This is a genomic window from Microbacterium sp. IO18 (assembly GCF_049099505.1).
Lineage (GTDB): Bacteria > Actinomycetota > Actinomycetes > Actinomycetales > Microbacteriaceae > Microbacterium > Microbacterium aurugineum.
The window spans coordinates 158254-174859 of the sequence record NZ_JBMJAF010000001.1; the positions used below are offsets into that span (position 1 = coordinate 158254).

14 protein-coding genes are annotated in these 16606 nt (G+C 68.5%); 9 read left to right on the forward strand and 5 right to left on the reverse strand.

Annotated features, from left to right (window positions below):
• The first annotated feature begins 131 nt into the window (after positions 1–131).
• Positions 132–1400: an ATP-dependent Clp protease ATP-binding subunit ClpX gene (gene clpX / locus ACLF6J_RS00810; protein WP_047524015.1), complete on the forward strand. Its 1269-nt coding sequence runs from the start codon at positions 132–134 to the stop codon at positions 1398–1400.
• A 121-nt stretch (positions 1401–1521) separates the two neighbouring features.
• Here clpX and ACLF6J_RS00815 read toward each other — a convergent pair whose 3' ends face one another.
• Positions 1522–3588 (reverse strand): M3 family metallopeptidase, encoded by a 2067-nt coding sequence (locus tag ACLF6J_RS00815; protein ID WP_134351467.1) that lies wholly within the window; start codon positions 3586–3588, stop codon positions 1522–1524.
• 31 nt (positions 3589–3619) lie between these two features.
• Entirely contained in the window at positions 3620–4537 is a 918-nt protein-coding gene (locus tag ACLF6J_RS00820) for a LysR family transcriptional regulator (RefSeq protein ID WP_134351465.1), read from the reverse strand.
• Positions 4538–4620: 83 nt separating this feature from the next.
• On the opposite strand from ACLF6J_RS00820, the gene tdh reads away from it, so the two are divergent.
• The 4 genes from tdh (at position 4621) to ACLF6J_RS00840 (ending at position 7751) form a co-directional block, all read left to right on the forward strand.
• Entirely contained in the window at positions 4621–5664 is a 1044-nt protein-coding gene (gene tdh, locus ACLF6J_RS00825; RefSeq protein WP_134351463.1) for an L-threonine 3-dehydrogenase, read from the forward strand.
• On the forward strand, positions 5664–6842 hold the full coding sequence (locus ACLF6J_RS00830) for a glycine C-acetyltransferase (protein WP_134351461.1): 1179 nt from the start codon (positions 5664–5666) through the stop codon (positions 6840–6842). The genes tdh and ACLF6J_RS00830 overlap by 1 nt, the downstream gene beginning before the upstream one ends.
• A 70-nt stretch (positions 6843–6912) precedes the next feature.
• On the forward strand, positions 6913–7536 hold the full coding sequence (locus tag ACLF6J_RS00835; protein ID WP_134351459.1) for an ArsR/SmtB family transcription factor: 624 nt from the start codon (positions 6913–6915) through the stop codon (positions 7534–7536).
• Positions 7533–7751, forward strand: coding sequence for a hypothetical protein (locus ACLF6J_RS00840; RefSeq protein ID WP_047524010.1), 219 nt, complete (start codon positions 7533–7535; stop codon positions 7749–7751). The genes ACLF6J_RS00835 and ACLF6J_RS00840 overlap by 4 nt, the downstream gene beginning before the upstream one ends.
• A gap of 98 nt (positions 7752–7849) precedes the next feature.
• Here the strand turns inward: ACLF6J_RS00840 and ACLF6J_RS00845 are convergent, their stop codons facing one another.
• Together ACLF6J_RS00845 and valS are read right to left on the reverse strand one after the other, a co-directional pair.
• Positions 7850–8065, reverse strand: a complete 216-nt coding sequence (locus ACLF6J_RS00845) for a hypothetical protein (protein ID WP_134351457.1) — start codon at positions 8063–8065, stop codon at positions 7850–7852.
• The gene (valS, locus tag ACLF6J_RS00850) at positions 8065–10680 is read right to left on the reverse strand and encodes a valine--tRNA ligase (protein ID WP_134351455.1); all 2616 of its coding nucleotides are present in this window, start codon (positions 10678–10680) and stop codon (positions 8065–8067) included. The genes ACLF6J_RS00845 and valS overlap by 1 nt, the downstream gene beginning before the upstream one ends.
• A 170-nt stretch (positions 10681–10850) precedes the next feature.
• On the opposite strand from valS, the gene ACLF6J_RS00855 reads away from it, so the two are divergent.
• From ACLF6J_RS00855 to ACLF6J_RS00870, 4 genes are read left to right on the forward strand one after another with little or no spacing between them, the layout of a single operon-like run.
• Positions 10851–12461: an ABC transporter substrate-binding protein gene (locus ACLF6J_RS00855; RefSeq protein WP_134351453.1), complete on the forward strand. Its 1611-nt coding sequence runs from the start codon at positions 10851–10853 to the stop codon at positions 12459–12461.
• A 28-nt stretch (positions 12462–12489) separates the two neighbouring features.
• Positions 12490–13458, forward strand: a complete 969-nt coding sequence (locus tag ACLF6J_RS00860; RefSeq protein ID WP_244093461.1) for an ABC transporter permease — start codon at positions 12490–12492, stop codon at positions 13456–13458.
• The gene (locus ACLF6J_RS00865; protein ID WP_047524006.1) at positions 13455–14267 is read left to right on the forward strand and encodes an ABC transporter permease; all 813 of its coding nucleotides are present in this window, start codon (positions 13455–13457) and stop codon (positions 14265–14267) included. The genes ACLF6J_RS00860 and ACLF6J_RS00865 overlap by 4 nt, the downstream gene beginning before the upstream one ends.
• Complete coding sequence (locus ACLF6J_RS00870) at positions 14264–15772, forward strand: dipeptide ABC transporter ATP-binding protein (protein WP_134351449.1); 1509 nt, start codon at positions 14264–14266, stop codon at positions 15770–15772. Before ACLF6J_RS00865 ends, ACLF6J_RS00870 begins: the two co-directional genes overlap by 4 nt.
• Before the next feature lie 7 nt (positions 15773–15779).
• Here ACLF6J_RS00870 and ACLF6J_RS00875 read toward each other — a convergent pair whose 3' ends face one another.
• Positions 15780–16430 carry a pentapeptide repeat-containing protein gene (locus ACLF6J_RS00875; RefSeq protein WP_134351447.1) on the reverse strand — a complete coding sequence of 217 codons (651 nt, stop codon included), beginning with the start codon at positions 16428–16430 and terminating at the stop codon, positions 15780–15782.
• Between the last annotated feature and the right edge of the window lie 176 nt (positions 16431–16606).

A 16606-nucleotide genomic window follows, 5' to 3' on the forward strand; every position in this document is an offset into this window, starting at 1 on the left:
GACCGGTGCGCACCGGTCGAGACGCCGCAACGTCGTCCGGCTTCCGACGTGTCCGCGCCAATGCGGCCCTGTGTCACATGCAGCGGTTAGGCTCGAAGGACGATCTCTGATCCCCCCATAGGAGGACGCGCATGGCACGCATCGGTGAAAGCGCTGACCTGTTCAAATGCTCTTTCTGCGGAAAGAGTCAGAAGCAGGTCCAGCAGCTCATCGCCGGCCCCGGCGTGTACATCTGCGACGAGTGCGTCGAGCTGTGCAACGAGATCATCGAGGAGCGGATGGCGGAGTCGTCCGCCGACGGGGCAGCGGAATTCGAGTTGCCCAAGCCTCGTGAGATCTTCTCCTTCCTCGAGGAGTACGTCGTCGGCCAGGAGCCTGCGAAGCGCGCTCTCTCGGTCGCGGTCTACAACCACTACAAGCGCGTCCGCGCGCACGGCACACTTCAGACGGCGGAGCAGCGCGCCGAAGAGGTCGAGATCGCGAAGAGCAACATCCTCCTCATCGGCCCGACGGGCTGCGGGAAGACCTATCTCGCGCAGACGCTCGCCAAGCGCCTCAACGTTCCCTTCGCCGTCGCGGATGCCACGGCGCTGACCGAGGCCGGCTACGTCGGTGAAGACGTCGAGAACATCCTGCTCAAGCTCATCCAGGCCGCGGACTACGACGTCAAGCGCGCCGAACAGGGCATCATCTACATCGACGAGGTCGACAAGATCGCCCGCAAGGCGGAGAACCCGTCGATCACGCGTGATGTCTCGGGCGAGGGTGTGCAGCAGGCACTGCTCAAGATCATCGAGGGCACGGTGGCCTCGGTGCCCCCGCAGGGCGGACGCAAGCATCCGCATCAGGAGTTCCTGCAGATCGACACGTCGAACGTCCTGTTCATCGTCGCGGGAGCCTTCGCCGGCCTGGAAGACATCGTGTCGGCGCGGGTCGGCAAGCACGGCATCGGCTTCGGCGCCCCGTTGCATGACAAGGGCAAGGACCTCGATCTTTTCAGCGAAGTGCTCCCGGAAGACCTGCACAAGTTCGGCCTGATCCCCGAGTTCATCGGGCGTCTCCCCGTCGTCACGAACGTCTCGCCCCTCGACCAGGACGCCCTGATCGACATCCTCACGGGGCCTCGCAATGCGCTGGTGAAGCAGTACCAGCGCATGTTCGAGATCGACGGTGTGCAGCTCGAGTTCGAAGAGGACGCACTGCGATCGATCGCCGACCTCGCCGTGGAGCGCAAGACCGGCGCGCGTGGCCTCCGCGCGATCCTCGAGGATGTCCTCGGACCCATCATGTTCGAGATCCCGTCGGCGGAAGACGTCGCCAAGGTCATCGTGACTCGGGCGGCCGTCGAAGAGGGCGCGCCGCCGACCATCGTGATGGAGCGCAAGCGCAAGAGCGCGTGACCGGACGCCCGGCGCCCTGGACGACGCCGTCGAGCGAGACCATCGTCGAGGACCGATGATGCCATCCTCGTCGAGGAGTATCGGCATGGCGCGGGGATCGTCGCGATAGGCACGAAAGCGGTCAGCGTCCCACGATTCCGTCGCTGAGTCCCCGCCGTTTCAGGAGCGGTGCGATCTCGGCGTCGCGTCCACGGAAGTCACGGTAGGCGGCGAGAGGATCTTTCGAGCCCCCGACACCGAGCAGCCGCTCGCGGAACCGGTCGCCGTTGCCACGAGTGAGACCGCCGTTGTCGCGGAACCACTCGACGGTATCGGCGTCGAGCACCTCGCTCCAGATGTACGAGTAGTAGCCCGCGCTGTATCCGCCGGAGAACACGTGGGCGAAGTAGGTGGAGGAGTAGCGCGTCGGCACCGCGGGGTCATCGAGGCCGATGTCGGCCAACGCGGCAGCCTCGAACGCGGCGACGTCGATGACCTTCGCGTCGGTGCCGAGCCGGTGCCAGGCTTGGTCGAGCCAGGCAGCAGCCAGGTACTCGCTCGTCGCGTGCCCCTGGTCGAACGTCTCGGTGGCGCGCAGACGCTCCACGATCGCGGGATCCAGAGGGGCGCCGGTCTCATGATGACGCGCGTAGTTGTCGAGGACCTCCGGCCACAGGATCCACATCTCGTTCACCTGGCTCGGGAACTCGACGAAGTCGCGGAACACGTTCGTCCCCGCGAAGTGCGGGTACGTCACGCGCGCGAAGAGTCCGTGCAGGGCATGCCCGAACTCGTGGAACAGCGTCGTCACCTCGTCGAGCGTCAACAGGGTCGGCTCCCCGTCGCCCGGCAGCGGCACGTTCAGGTTGTTGACGACGACGGGAGCCGTGCCGCGCAGTCGCGACTGACTCACGATCGCGTTCATCCAGGCGCCGCCGCGCTTCGAGTCACGCGTGTAGAGGTCGAGCACGTAGAGGCCGACAGGTGAGCCGTCGGCGTTGCGCACCTCGAAGACCCGCGCACCCGGGTGGTAGGCGATGAGATCCTCACGCTCGGCGAAGGTGACGCCGTACAGCCGCGTCGCCGCATAGAAGACACCGTCCTGCAGGACACGCTCCGCTTCGAACCAGGGGCGCAGGGCGCGGGAGTCGATGTCGTAGCGCGCGGTGCGGACCCGCTCGGTGTAGAACGCCCAGTCGTGGGCTTCGACGTCGAACGGCGCAGGCTCGGTCTCGTCGACGATCGCCTGGAGCGCCGCCCGCTCTTCGCGCGCATTCCGCGCTGCGGCGCCGGCGAGACGACGCAGCATCTGCTCGACAGCGTCCGGAGTACCGGCCGTCTCGTCGGCGGTGACGTAGGCGGCATGCGACTCGTACCCCAGCAGAACCGCTCGCTCCGCGCGCAGCCGCACGATCTCGGTCAGCACGGCACGGTTGTCGTTCGCGTTTCCTCGGGAAGCGCGTGCGAGCGATGCCGCCATGATGCGACGTCGAGACTCCCGCACGCGCAGCTGGGCCAGCGCCGGGTGCCCGGTGAAGAGCGGAAGCGTGATGAGGAACTTCCCCTCCAGCCCGCGGTCGGCCGCCGCACGTGTGGCCGCTGAGAGCTCACCGCTGCTCAGACCCTCCAGCTCGGCCGCGGAGTCGAAGACGATGGCGAGGTCGTTCGTGTCGTTGAGCAGGTTGCGCTCGAAGGTGTTGGTCAAAGTGGACAGCCGCTGGTTCAGCGCGGTCAGCCGCGTCTTGGCCTCGTCGTCCAGGCCCGCGCCCGCGTGCGTCATCTCCCGGTGATGACGTTCCACCAGATACCGCTGCTCGGCGTCGAGGTCCAGAGCATCGCGCTGCTCGTACACCTGCCGTATCCGCCAGTACAGGGCGCCGTCGAGCGTGATCGCGTCCTGGTGTGCGGCCATGAGCGGCGCGAGCTGCTCGTCGATCTCCTGGATCTCCGGCGTCGCGTCTGCTGAGCTCACGGTGTAGAAGACGTGTGCGACGCGGTCGAGCAACTCGCCGGAGCGCTCCAGAGCCTCCACGGTGTTCTCGAACGTCGGCATCGACCGGACCATCGTGATGCGCTGGATCTCGCGGAGCTGCTCGTCGAACCCCGCCTGGAACGCCGGGAGATAGTGCTCGGGCCGGATCGCCGGGTAGTCGGGGAGGCCGTACGGGAGGGGCGACGGCTGCAGCAACGGGTTCGTGGCGTCGGTCATCCTCCGAGCCTATCCATCGACCTGCGCAGGCTCAGGAACCGTCTTCGCTCAGGCGCGTCATCACCCGCCGCAGTGCTTCCACGACCGTGCGGACCGAGCGTCGACGCAGGTTCTCCGGACGTGCGAGCACGTCGATCATCCGATGGGTGCTCACCCCTTCGAGCGGGATGCGCACGATGTCCCGGTCGTCGACGCTGCGCGACGTGTATCGCGGCAGCATCCCGAGCACCCCGTCGGCGGCGACGACGGCGGAGACGGCACCGTAGTCGTTGATGCGGTGATGGATCTCGACGGGCCGGCTGGCGACGGCGGACACGGCGCGGAGCACGTCGTCGGGGGAGTAGCCGATGCGGCTGGTGACCCACCGTTCCCCAGCGACATCGGCCGGTATGAGGGTCGACCGGGTGGAGAGCGGGTGCGACTTCGACAGGGCGACGTCGAGGGGCTCGCGTACGAGCGTCAGACTCCGCATCCCCGCTGTCGGCCAGGGTGCCGAATGCTCCATGCGATGCGCCAGGACGAGATCGTAGCGCGCTGTCAATGCGGGGAACTCGCTCTGTGCGACATCCTCGTCGGTCACCTGCACGCTCGGTGCGGACGCGTCGCCCGTGAACTCGCGCAACAACGGTCCGAACAGGGCCTGCCCCACGCTGTGGAATCCGCTGACGCTGACGACCCCGGTCGGGGAGTCCTCGAATTCCTCCACGGCATGCCGGGCTGCGGCCATGGCATCGATCGCCTCGGTCGCCGCCGCCGCGAGGACCGCGCCCGCAGGCGTGAGGGAGAGGGTCCGTCCCTGCTTCTTGGTGAGGGGTGTGGGGAAGCCTCTCTGGAGTGCCGTGAGCTGCTGCGAGACCGCGGAGGGGGTGACCCGGAGGGCGTCGGCCACGGCCGTGACGCTTCCGAGCGCGCCGAGTTCGCGCAGGATCTGCAACTGATGGAGCTCCATCCGCAAAACATTAGCATTCGCTAAATGATCACTGCAGACGATGGCGATTGTTCTACATGGTCGGATGCGGTGGGATCGGAAGCATGAAGGCACTGTTCAAGGACGCACCGGGTGCCGGGCTGGAGCTCGTCGAGCGTCCGGACCCGACCGCCGGCCCCGATGAGGTCGTGATCCGGGTCCTGCGCACCGGGATCTGCGGCACCGACCTGCACATCCTCCGCTGGGACGACTGGGCGGCCTCGGCGATCGCCGCCCCGCTGATCCCCGGCCATGAGTTCTACGGCGAGGTCGTCGAGGTGGGACCCTCGGTGCACGACATCGCAGTCGGGGACCGCGTCTCGGGAGAAGGGCACATCGTGTGCGGCACGTGCCGCAACTGTCGAGCAGGTCGTCGTCAGATGTGCATCCGCACGATCGGCCTCGGGCTGCAGCGGGACGGCGCCTTCGCGGAGTTCCTCGCGCTGCCCGCCGCGAACGTCTGGGTGCATCACGCCGATGTGACACCGGAGCTCGGAGCGATCTTCGATCCGCTGGGGAACGCCGTCCACACGGCGCTGACCTTCCCGCTCGTCGGCGAAGACGTTCTGGTGACGGGCTGCGGCCCGATCGGACTCATGGCGATCGCCGTCGCCCGGCACGCCGGAGCCCGTTTCATCGCGGCGACCGATGTGAGCGCCCCGCGGCTGGAGATGGCTCGCCGGATGGGTGCCGACGAGGTCGTCGACGTCTCGGTGCGGGACGTCCGCGACGCGCAGCAGGCCCTCGGCATGCGGGAGGGCTTCGACATCGGATTCGAGATGAGCGGCGCGGCATCGGCGCTCCCGGCTCTGATCGACAACATGAACCACGGCGGGCGCATCGCCATGCTCGGTCTGCCGAGCAGTGGCTTCGAGATCGACTGGGGCAAGCTGGTCACCCACATGCTCACGATCAAGGGGATCTACGGTCGCGAGATGTTCGAGACCTGGAACGCGATGGGAGCGATGCTCCAGACGAGCGCGACCCTGCGCGATGCCATCGGACGTGTGATCGCCGACGTCGTCCCGGTGCGCGACTGGCGACGGGGCTTCGCTGCGGCGGAGTCAGCGGGAACAGGCAAGATCATCCTCGACTGGACGGAGTTGTGATGTACGGAACCTTCAAGGACCACGTGGCGGGAGAGCTGGCGGCCATCGAGGAGGCCGGGCTCACCAAGCATGAGCGTGGCATTCGCGGCCCCCAGAGTGCCGAGATCACGGCGGACGGCGCGGAGGTGCTGAACTTCTGCGCGAACAACTACCTCGGCCTCGCGGATGACCCGCGCATCCTGGCTGCGGCGACCGGGGCACTGCAGGAGTGGGGCTACGGGCTCGCGAGCGTCCGCTTCATCTGCGGTACGCAGGAGCAGCATCTCGTGCTCGAACGCCGTCTCGCCGACTTCCTCGGGACGGACGAAGCGATCCTCTACTCGTCGTGCTTCGATGCGAACGGGGGAGTGTTCGAGACGCTCTTCTCCGCGGAGGACGCCATCATCTCGGACGAGCTCAACCACGCGTCGATCATCGACGGCATCCGGCTCTCGAAGGCGCGCAGGCTCCGCTACCGCAACCGTGACCTGGCCGACCTCGAGGAGCAGCTGCGGGCGGCGTCGGATGCGCGGCACAGGGTCATCGTGACCGACGGGGTCTTCTCGATGGACGGCTACATCGCACCCCTCGCTGCGATCTGCGACCTGGCCGAGCGCTACGACGCCCTGGTGTTCGTGGACGACTCCCATGCCGTCGGGTTCGTGGGCGAGAACGGGCGGGGGACGCCGGAGCTGTGCGGGGTCGCCGACCGCGTCGACATCTACACCGGAACATTCGGGAAGGCCCTGGGCGGAGCATCCGGCGGCTACGTCGCATCGCATGCGGAGATCGTCGCGCTGCTGCGTCAGCGTTCGCGCCCGTACCTGTTCTCGAACACGCTCGCGCCCGCGATCGTCGCCGGGACCCTGACCGCACTCGATCTCGTGGAGGGCTCGGCAGACCTCCGGTCGCGTCTGCGCAGCAACGCGGCGCTCTTCCGCGAGCGGATGGAAGCCGAGGGATTCGACCTGCTTCCCGGTGAGCATCCGATCGTCCCGGTGATGTTCGGGGACGCCGCGAAGACAGCACGGATCGCTCGCGAGATGCAGGAGCGGGGGGTCTACGTCACCGCCTTCAGCTTCCCGGTCGTCCCCCGCGACCTGGCGCGGATACGGGTGCAGCTCTCGGCGGCGCACACGCCGGAGCAGGTGGAGAGATGTGTCGCGGCGTTCGTCGCGGCCCGTGCTGCCGTAGCCTAGACGGGAGTGCAAAGGAAACCTTGCAAAGAAGTACTTGCAAAGAAATCTTTGCAAGAGTATCTTTGCATGCATGACGAACGAGACGCAGGTACGCACCCTCGACGCCGGTGCACTGAAGGCTCTGGCGCATCCGCTCCGAGTGAAGATCTTCGACCTGCTCGCCTCACGCGGCCCGCAGACCGCCAGCTCACTCGCGGCCCTCGTGGGAGAGACCTCCGGATCCACGAGCTATCACCTCCGCGCTCTCGCCGCCCATGACCTGATCCGCGAGGTCGAGGGGCGCGGCACCGCACGAGAGCGTTGGTGGGAGCGGCCCAAGGGGCGCATCGACGTGCCCGGGCCCGATGACATGACGTCGCCGGCCAATCGCGCGGCGGCACAGATCGTGACCTCGGAGTTCTTCCGCCTGCGTCATGAGACGTTGATGTCGTACCTGAACCGCCCGCAGTCGGAGGTGCCCGAGGCCTGGAGCGAGGTGGGAATCACGATCACGACCCACCTCGACATGACTCCCGACCAGGCGATGTCCCTCCGGCAGGAGCTCGAGGCGGTCGTCGAGAGTGCCATCGAGCGCTACCGAGGTCAGACCGGACCCGACGTGCGGCGGGTATCGCTCCGCGCGGAACTCTTCGACCTGCCGACGCCGTCGACCGCGGTGCAGGGCTCGACCGACGATGCTGTGGAGGAATCATGACCAGTGCGACACTTCACCTGACGGCGCCGACGCAGACCGAGCGGGGGCTGCTGAAGCTGGCCGACCGCCTCACGGCCTACGTCGAGCACCGGATTGCCCGACGTGCGCAGAAGCGCGTGCTCGCGCTCGACCTCCTTCGCGAACAGCAGGCGCGCCGACACGATCCCCGCGCGGTGGACCACCTGCTCGCGCAGCTGGGGGCTCCCCGCCGCTGACTCGTCCGGACACGCGCCGACGCCCCCGCTGAATGCCGAGACCCCCTGCTGCCTACGCGGTCAGCAGGGGGGTCTCGGCGCTGCACGGGGGTCTCGCGTCAGTCCTCGAAGGGGCGCGCGATGATCTCGCCGGAGCGGTCCTGGAAGACCTCCCAGCCGGCATCGAGCTCTGCGATCGCGCGGCCCTCGAGCCACGTCAGCGTCCAGTGGCCCGTGAAGCCTTTCGACTCCACCTCCGCGATGGCGGCCCGGAGGGAGGCGGGCACCGAGGCCGGAGCCTCCGACCCTGCGGCCCAGCGCGTACCGAGCTGCATCAGGATGCCTCGACCGGGGCGAGCTCGATCGCCGTGACCGCGAACTCCTCCGATTCACTGAACTCGAGCTCGGCGATGCGGCCGACCGCACGCAGATCATCCGCCGCTGCACGGAGCGCGTCGAGCTTCACGGAAGGCGCGGAGATCGCGGCGCGGGACACCGGGGTCTTCTGCGACGCCTTGGCTTCGGTCTTCGCACGACGGATGCCGATCAGCGCCTCGCTCGCGGCGGCGAGGACCGCCGGATCGCCGTCGATGCCGAGGGGCGTGGGCCACGCGGCCGTGTGCACCGAGCCCTCCTCGAACCACGACCAGGACTCCTCGGTCGCGAACGAGAGCACCGGGGCGAGCAGACGGAGGAGCGTCGAGAGCGCCAGCCGCAGCGAGAGTGCCGCGGATGCCTGCCCCACGTCGGTCTGGTCGTAGGCACGCTCCTTGACGAGCTCGAGGTAGTCGTCGCAGAACGTCCAGAAGAACGCCTCCGTGAGCTCCAGGGCCCGCGCGGCGTCATACCGGTCGAAGGCCTTCGTGGCTTCGATGACCACGTCGTCGAGCGCGGTCAGCATCGACGCATCCAGTGCGTGGGTCACCTGCGCACCTTCCGGCACGGGGAACGACAGCACGAACTTCGCGGCGTTGAGCACCTTGATCGCCAGACGGCGGCCGATCTTCACCTGCGTGGGGTTCTGCGGGTCGAAGGCGGCGTCCATGCCGAGGCGGCTCGATGCGGCCCAGTAGCGCACCGCGTCCGAGCCGTGGGCGTCGAGCACGTCGGCGGGAGTGACGACGTTCCCCTTCGACTTCGACATCTTCTTGCGGTCGGGGTCGACGATGAAGCCGGAGATCGCGGCGTTGCGCCACGGCGTCCGGTCATCCTCGAGCGTGGAACGCAGCATCGTGGAGAAGAGCCAGGTGCGGATGATGTCCTGTCCCTGCGGGCGGAGATCGAACGGCGCAGTGAGCTGCCAGAGCTCCTCGTCGCGCTGCCAACCCCCGGCCAGCTGCGGCGTGAGCGACGAGGTCGCCCAGGTGTCGAGGATGTCCGCTTCGGCCTCGAACCCGCCCGGCACACCGCGCTGGTCCTCGGTGTACCCCGCCGGCACATCGGTCGTCGGGTCGATCGGGAGCGTCGCCGCATCCGGGGTGAGCACGCGGTCGTAGTCGCGCTCCCCGTTCTCGTCGAGGGCGTACCAGAGGGGGATCGGCACGCCGAAGAAGCGCTGACGGGACACCAGCCAGTCGCCGGTCAGGCCACCGACCCAGTTCTCGTACCGCACCCGCATGAACTCCGGGTGCCAGGCCAGCTCCTGACCGTGTGCGAGGAGCTTGTCGCGCAGCTCGCCGTCACGGGCGCCGTTGCGGATGTACCACTGACGCGTGGAGACGATCTCGAGCGGACGGTCGCCCTTCTCGAAGAACTTGACGGCGTGGTTGAAGGGCTTGCCGACCGCGGTCATGTCGCCGGTCGCCTGCAGCTTCTCGACGATCGCCTTGCGCGCGCTGAAGACGGTCTTGCCCGCGAGCTCCTCGGCGTACCAGGCGATCGCGTCGCTGTTCGCGACAGAGGAGGGTGCTTCGGGCAGGAAGCGGCCATCGAGGCCGATCGTGGTCATGTTCGGCAGCGGCTGGTCCTCGGTGGTCCGCAGCTCGCGCCACCACACGATGTCGGTCACGTCACCGAAGGTGCAGACCATCGCCGCGCCGGTGCCCTTGTCGGGCTGGGCGAGGTGATGACCGTGGATCTCGATCTCCGCACCGAAGAACGGCGTCCTCACCTTGGTGCCGATGAGGTGCTTGTGGGGCCCTTCCGGGTGCGTCACGAGAGCGATGCAGGCGGGGAGCAGCTCCGGGCGGGTGGTGTCGATGGCGATCGATCCCGAGCCGTCGGCGAAGGGGAACTCCATCGTGTGATAGGCCGCCTGCTGATCGCGGTCCTCGAGCTCGGCCTGCGCGATCGCGGAGCGGAAGTCGATGTCCCACAGGGTCGGGGCCAGGGCCTGATAGGCCTCGCCGCGCTCGATGTTGCGGAGGAACGCGAGCTGGCTCTGACGGATCGTGTCGTCCGAGATCGTGCGGTAGGTCTGCGTCCAGTCCACGCTCAGCCCGAGCTGGCGGAACAGCGCCTCGAACTGCTTCTCATCCTCGATCGTGAGGCGCTCGCAGAGCTCGATGAAGTTGCGACGGCTGATCGGCTGCTGGTCGGCGGCACGGCTCGACTTGTTGTCGCCGCCCTCGAACGGCGGGACGAAGTCCGGGGTGTAGGGGAGGGACGGGTCGCAGCGCACGCCGTAGTAGTTCTGCACACGGCGCTCGGTGGGCAGGCCGTTGTCGTCCCAGCCCATCGGGTAGAACACGGTCTTGCCGCGCATGCGCTCGTATCGCGCCTTCACGTCGGTGTGGGTGTACGAGAACACGTGGCCGATGTGCAGGCTGCCGGAGGCCGTCGGCGGCGGGGTGTCGATCGAGTACACGCCCTCACGGCCGGCCTGTGCCGCACGCAGGCGGTCGAACAGATACGTGCCCTGCTCCGCCCACGTGGAGTCCCACTTCGCTTCGAGGCCTTCGAGAACGGGCTTGTCGGGAATCTGGTTCTGCGTCGATTCGGATGCAGGCATGGAAGGTCTCCTCGAACGATGTATGCGGCACTGTGTGAGCGTGCCTGAGTGTGGGTGTGCCGATCAGTCTACCGAGCGTCCCGGAGAGCGGCCGACCTGGCATATCGACCCAGTCCAACAATTCGCCGTAGGATGGGAGCACCCCGACCCGTTCTTTCTGAGGAATCGTCATGCCCGCACACCCCGCGCGCCGCCTGCTGCCCTTTGCCGCGCTCGCCGCCACCACCGCTCTGGTGCTGAGCGCCTGCGCCACCCCCGGTTCCGACGGGGACGGCGGAGAGCTCGTCTGGTCCATCGAAGGGGCGAACCTCTCGGCCGGGCACATGGATCCGCAGGTGAGTCAGCTCGACGTCTCCGGCATGGTGCAGCGGGCGGTGCTCGACTCGCTCGTGTTCCAGGAGGACGACGGATCCTTCTCACCCTGGCTCGCGAAGGACTGGACCGTCTCGGACGATAGCACCGAGTACACGTTCACCCTCCGCGACGACGTGACCTTCACCGACGGTGAGAAGTTCGACGCCGCCGCGGTCAAGGCGAACTTCGACCGCATCGTCGACCCCGAGACCGCGTCCGCGCAGGCGGCCAGCATGCTCGGCGCCGACTTCTACGAAGGCACCGAAGTCGTCGACGAGCACACGGTGACGGTGACCTTCACGCAGCCGTACGCCCCCTTCCTGCAGGCCGCGAGCACGCCGCAGCTGGGCTTCTACTCGCCGGCCGTCCTCGAGACCTCGGCGGACAAGCTGAAGGCGGGCGGGCCCGACATCACCGTCGGCACCGGTCCGTTCGAACTCACCGAGTACACCCCGGATCAGGAGATCGTCTACACCCGCAACGACGACTACGCGTGGGGTCCGCACGATACGAAGGCCCCGAAGTTCGAGACGCTCCGCGTGGAGATCCAGCCGGAGGCCGCCGTCCGCACCGGCGTGGTGACGAGCGGTGAGGCCGACCTCGCCAGCAACATCCCGCCGAACCTCGCGAAAGACCTCGGCGACGGCATCACGGTCGACTCGATCGAGTACCCCGGTCTGCCGTACTCGCTCTACCTGAACGAGAAGTACGGGGTGTTCGCCGACGAGAAGGTGCGTCAGGCGTTCGCCCGCGGCATCGACATCGACGCCGCGGTGGAAGAGATCTACTTCGGCCAGTTCCCGCGTGCATGGAGCATCCTCGGTTCGACGACCCCGGGCTATGACTCGTCGCTCGAGGGCAGCTGGCCGTTCGACCAGGACGCCGCGAACACGCTCCTCGACGAGGCCGGGTGGACCGCACGCGACACCGACGGCATCCGCATGAAGGACGGCGAGCGGCTCTCGGTGCGCTGGATCGCCTGGACCCCGGTGCCGGATGACCGTGCCGCTCTCGCGAACGCGATCCAGTCCGACCTCAAGGGGATCGGCTTCGAGGTCGAGCGCGAGGTGCTCGAGCCCGGTGCGTACAACGAGCAGTACGAGCCGAAGACCTTCGACCTCACCGACTGGGGTTTCTCGGGCGTCGACCCTGATCTCCTGCGTAGCCACCTGCACACCGACGGATTCCAGAACGCGTCGCAGGTGAGCGACCCGCAGATCGACGCACTGCTGGAGCAGGCCGTGGCGACCAGCGACCAGGATCAGCGCAATGAGCTGTACACGCAGCTGCAGCAGTGGAACGCCGAGTACACGGCCATCGTGCCGCTCTACAGCCCCTCGGCGATCACGGCTGTCGGCGACCGCGTCGAGGGCCTGCAGTACGACCTCTACGGTCGGCCGCTGTTCTACGATGTGACGGTCGGCTGAACCACCGGCTGAGCGGAGGGCACGAGTGGTGAAGACTGCTCTCGTCCGCATCGCCGGCCTCGCCGCCTCCGTCGTGCTCGTCCTGTGGGGTGCGGCGACCGTCGCCTTCCTCGCGTTCCGGGTGGTCCCCGGAGACCCGGTGTCGGTGATGCTGGGACCCCAGGCGCAGGTGAGTGAAGCGGTCAAGGACGGCATCAGGGCCGATCTCGGGCTCGATCGACCACCGTTCGAGCAGTACCTCGGCTTCATCGGTCAGCTCGCGCGGGGCGACCTGGGGGAGTCGTACCAGCTGCGGATGCCGGTGACCGAGGTGATCGGGCGTCAACTCGGTGCGACGGTGCAGCTGTCCGTGCTGGCGCTGCTGATCGCCGTCGTCCTCGCGCTCGCCGTGGCGGTGTTCGTCCGCGGGCAGGTCGGACGCACGGTCGCCGCCGGCATCGAGCTGGTCATCCTCTCCTCGCCGGTGTTCTGGATCGGGCTCGTCCTGCTCAGTGTCTTCGCCTTCGGGCTGGGCTGGTTCCCGGTGTCGGGTGCCCGTAACCCCGCCACCCTCGTGCTGCCGGCGATCACTCTGGCGCTTCCCGTGGCTGCGCTGCTGAGTCAGGTGCTGCGCGACGGACTGGTGCAGGCGGAGCGCATGCCGTTCGCCGAGACCGTCCGGGCCCGTGGGGCGAGCCCTTCGTGGTTCACGCTGCGGCACGGGCTCAGACACGGCGCCGCTTCCGGCGTCACCCTGACCGCGTACCTCACGGGATCCGTCCTCGGGGGTGCCGTGCTCGTGGAGACCGTGTTCGCGCGCCCGGGTCTGGGCAGGGTCACGCTCGCCGCGATCAACGACCGCGATCTTCCCGTCATCACGGGCATCATCCTGCTGAGCGCCCTGGCGTTCGTCGTGGTGAACCTCGTCGTCGAGCTCGTGCATCCGCTTATCGATCCCCGGGTGGTCGCGGCTCCGTCGCGAGGCACCCGTCGAGGCACCCGTCGAGGCACCCGATGAAGCGGGCGCAACGCGTGCTGCTGTGGGCCGCCGTCGCCGTCCTCGCCGTGATCGCGTTCTCGGCGCTCTGGCCCGCTGCCCTCGCGACCCACGACCCCCTCCAGACGGAGGTGCGATCCGCCCTGCTCCCGCCGAGCACGGAGCACCTGTTCGGCACCGACCAGAGCGGGCGCGACGTCTACTCCCGGGTCGTGTACGGAGCCGGACGCTCCCTCGGCATCGGACTGCTCGCGACCGTCGTCGCCCTCACGGTCGGTCTGCTTCTCGGAGCCTTCGCGGGGGTCGCGCCGCGGGGCGTCGACGCCACCGTGATGCGGGTGAACGACATCCTGATGGCCTTTCCCGAGTTCCTCGTGGCGCTCGTCGTCGTCGCGGTGCTCGGCCCGGGGACGGTGAACATCGCGATCGCGGTGACGCTGGCGGCGGTTCCCGTGTACATCCGACTGGCACGGGTGCAGACGCAGACCCTCCGGGCCGCCGAGCACGTGGAGGCTGCGCGCATCCTCGGGGTGCCGCGAGCGACGGCCTTCCTGCGACACGTCGCTCCCGGTGTGCTCGGGGCGCTGAGCGTGCTGGCGACGATCGGCATCGGGTCGAGCATCCTCGCCGCGGCGGGGCTCAGCTTCCTCGGTCTCGGGCCGTCCGAGCCGACACCGGAGTGGGGACTGATGCTGGCGGGCGGCCGCAACGTGCTCGGGCAGGCATGGTGGATCTCGGTCTTCCCTGGCATCGCGATCACCCTCACCGTCGTCTCGGCGACCGTGGTCGGGCGCATCCTCCGCGCGCGCGGAGACGGGAGGACGGCATGAGCGCTGCACTGCAGGTGCGGGGTCTGCGCATCTCCTTCGAGGGTGAGCCGGTCGTGGACGACGTGTCCTTCACCGTCGACCGCGGAGAGTGCATCGCGATCGTGGGGGAGTCCGGGGCGGGCAAGTCCCTCACGGCACGCGCACTGCTGGGTCTGACGCCCGCGGAGGCCGACGTCGCGCTGGATGAGCTCATCGTGGACGGCACGGACACCGCCGGGCTCACGGAGCACGCGTGGCGTGCGGTGCGCGGCGCCGGGATCGCCCTCGTCTCCCAGGATGCACTGGTCTCTCTCGATCCTCTGCGACGGATCGGAACCGAGATCGCCGAGCCGCTGCTCCTTCATCGGCTCGTCCGCGGACGCGCGGAGCGGGCGGCTCGGGTGCGGGATCTCCTGCGGAAGGTGTGGATGCCGGATCCCGATCGCCGTGCCCGCCAGCACCCGCACGAACTCTCCGGCGGGCTGCGGCAGCGCGCGCTCATCGCTTCCGCGCTCGCTGCGGTTCCGGCCGTGCTGGTGGCGGATGAGCCGACGACCGCTCTCGACGCGACCGTGCAGGCGCGGGTCCTCGGGTTGCTGCGCGAGATCACGGATGCCGGAACAGCTCTCGTGTTCATCAGTCATGACTTCGCGGCCGTCCGCCGGATCGCCGACCGCGTCCTGGTGATGAGGGGCGGCGTCATCGTGGAGTCCGGGCCGGTGGCCGAGGTGCTCGAGAATCCACGGCACGAGTACACGAAGCAGCTCCTCGCGGCCACGATCCACGAACCGCGAGCCTCGGTCCCCGCCGACTTCCCGCCGGTGCTGATCGCGGACGGGGTGTCACGGAGCTTCGGCACGGTGCCTGCGGTCATCGACGCCTCGTTCACGCTGAAAGACGGGCGGACGCTTGGCATCGTCGGCGAATCGGGGTCGGGCAAGACGACGCTGGCGCGCATGATCGTCGGCGTCGACGCACCGGACTCCGGCTCTCTGCAGTGGACCACGGAGCGCAGGGTGCAGCTCGTGCACCAGAATCCGCTCGGGGCTTTCGACCCGCGCTGGACGATCGGCCGTTCGCTGCGTGAGGCGCTGGAAGCCGGGGGAGTGCCTCGCGCTCAGCGGCCGGCGCGCGTAGCCGGGCTCCTCGCCGAGGTCGACCTCGCACCGGAACTCGCCGAGCGGCGTCCGAGCGCGCTCTCCGGCGGGCAGCGGCAACGCGCGGCCATCGCGAGGGCGCTCGCGGCGGATCCGCAGGTGCTCGTGCTCGACGAACCCGTCTCGGCGCTCGATCCGTCGGTACGGGAGCGGGTGCTGCGGGTGCTCGCACGGTTGCAGCAGGAACGGCAGCTGACGATGATCTTCGTCTCGCACGACCTCGACGTGGTCGGAGCGGTCGCAGACGAGGTGCTAGTGATGCAGGACGGGCGGATCGTCGAGCAGGGCACCACCGCGGCGGTGTTCGCGACGCCTCAGCACCCGTTCACTCGGGAGCTGCTCGATGCCGGCGGCGCTGCCGGTCGTTGACCGCCCGTCAGTCCTTGATCTGGATGCCGATGCCCGCCGCGATCACCGGAGCGAGCTGCTGCACCTGGAACGAGGTGAGGGTGGCCCCGCGGAGGCTGTTGGCATCGAGGAACGCGACGGCGTCGAGGCCGCGCAGATCGAGGTCTTTCGCCCGCATGCCTCGGGAATCGACCTCTTCGGTCGACGTGGCGGTGAACCGCACGCGGGTGAGCTCGGCCTGGGGCATGTCGATCGTGCGGATGGTGCACTCCGAGATCTCGAGGTCGGTGACCTTCGACGCGCCGAGGTTCAGGTAGTCGATGCGCACGTCGCGCAGGTCGAGTTCCGAGATACGCGCCTCGCTCAGGTCGAGTGTGCCGATGCGTCCTCCGCTGATCCGCATCCGCCGCACTCCGGCGTCACGCAGGCGGAGTGAGGCGATCCGCGCGCCCGACATGTCGACGTCGATGACGGTCGCTCCGGTGAGATCGACGGCGTCGGCATCGGCCCTCACGGCGCACTGTTCGAGCGTCGCGTAGGCGAGGTCGACGGTGCCGGTGAGCTCGAGGCTCGACCCCAGGATGTCGGCACTGCGCGCAGCGGTGGCCTGCTCGAGGACGGACGGGAGGTCGGGAGCGGTCACGCGGGGCGGGGCCGGTGATTCCGAGGTGCGGGCCATCCTTCGAGGGTAGGTGCTGCCACGGACAGCGTCGGAGGTCGGATGCCGCGTACACTGGAGGGACGAGCATCGATCCGGCCATCACCGGGGAGCTCTCGGAAGAACGGTGCAGCCCCCGGGCGGCGCTCAGTAGAACCGAGCGGGGCAGGCCCGTCACAGCCGCAGTGAGAGTGGTC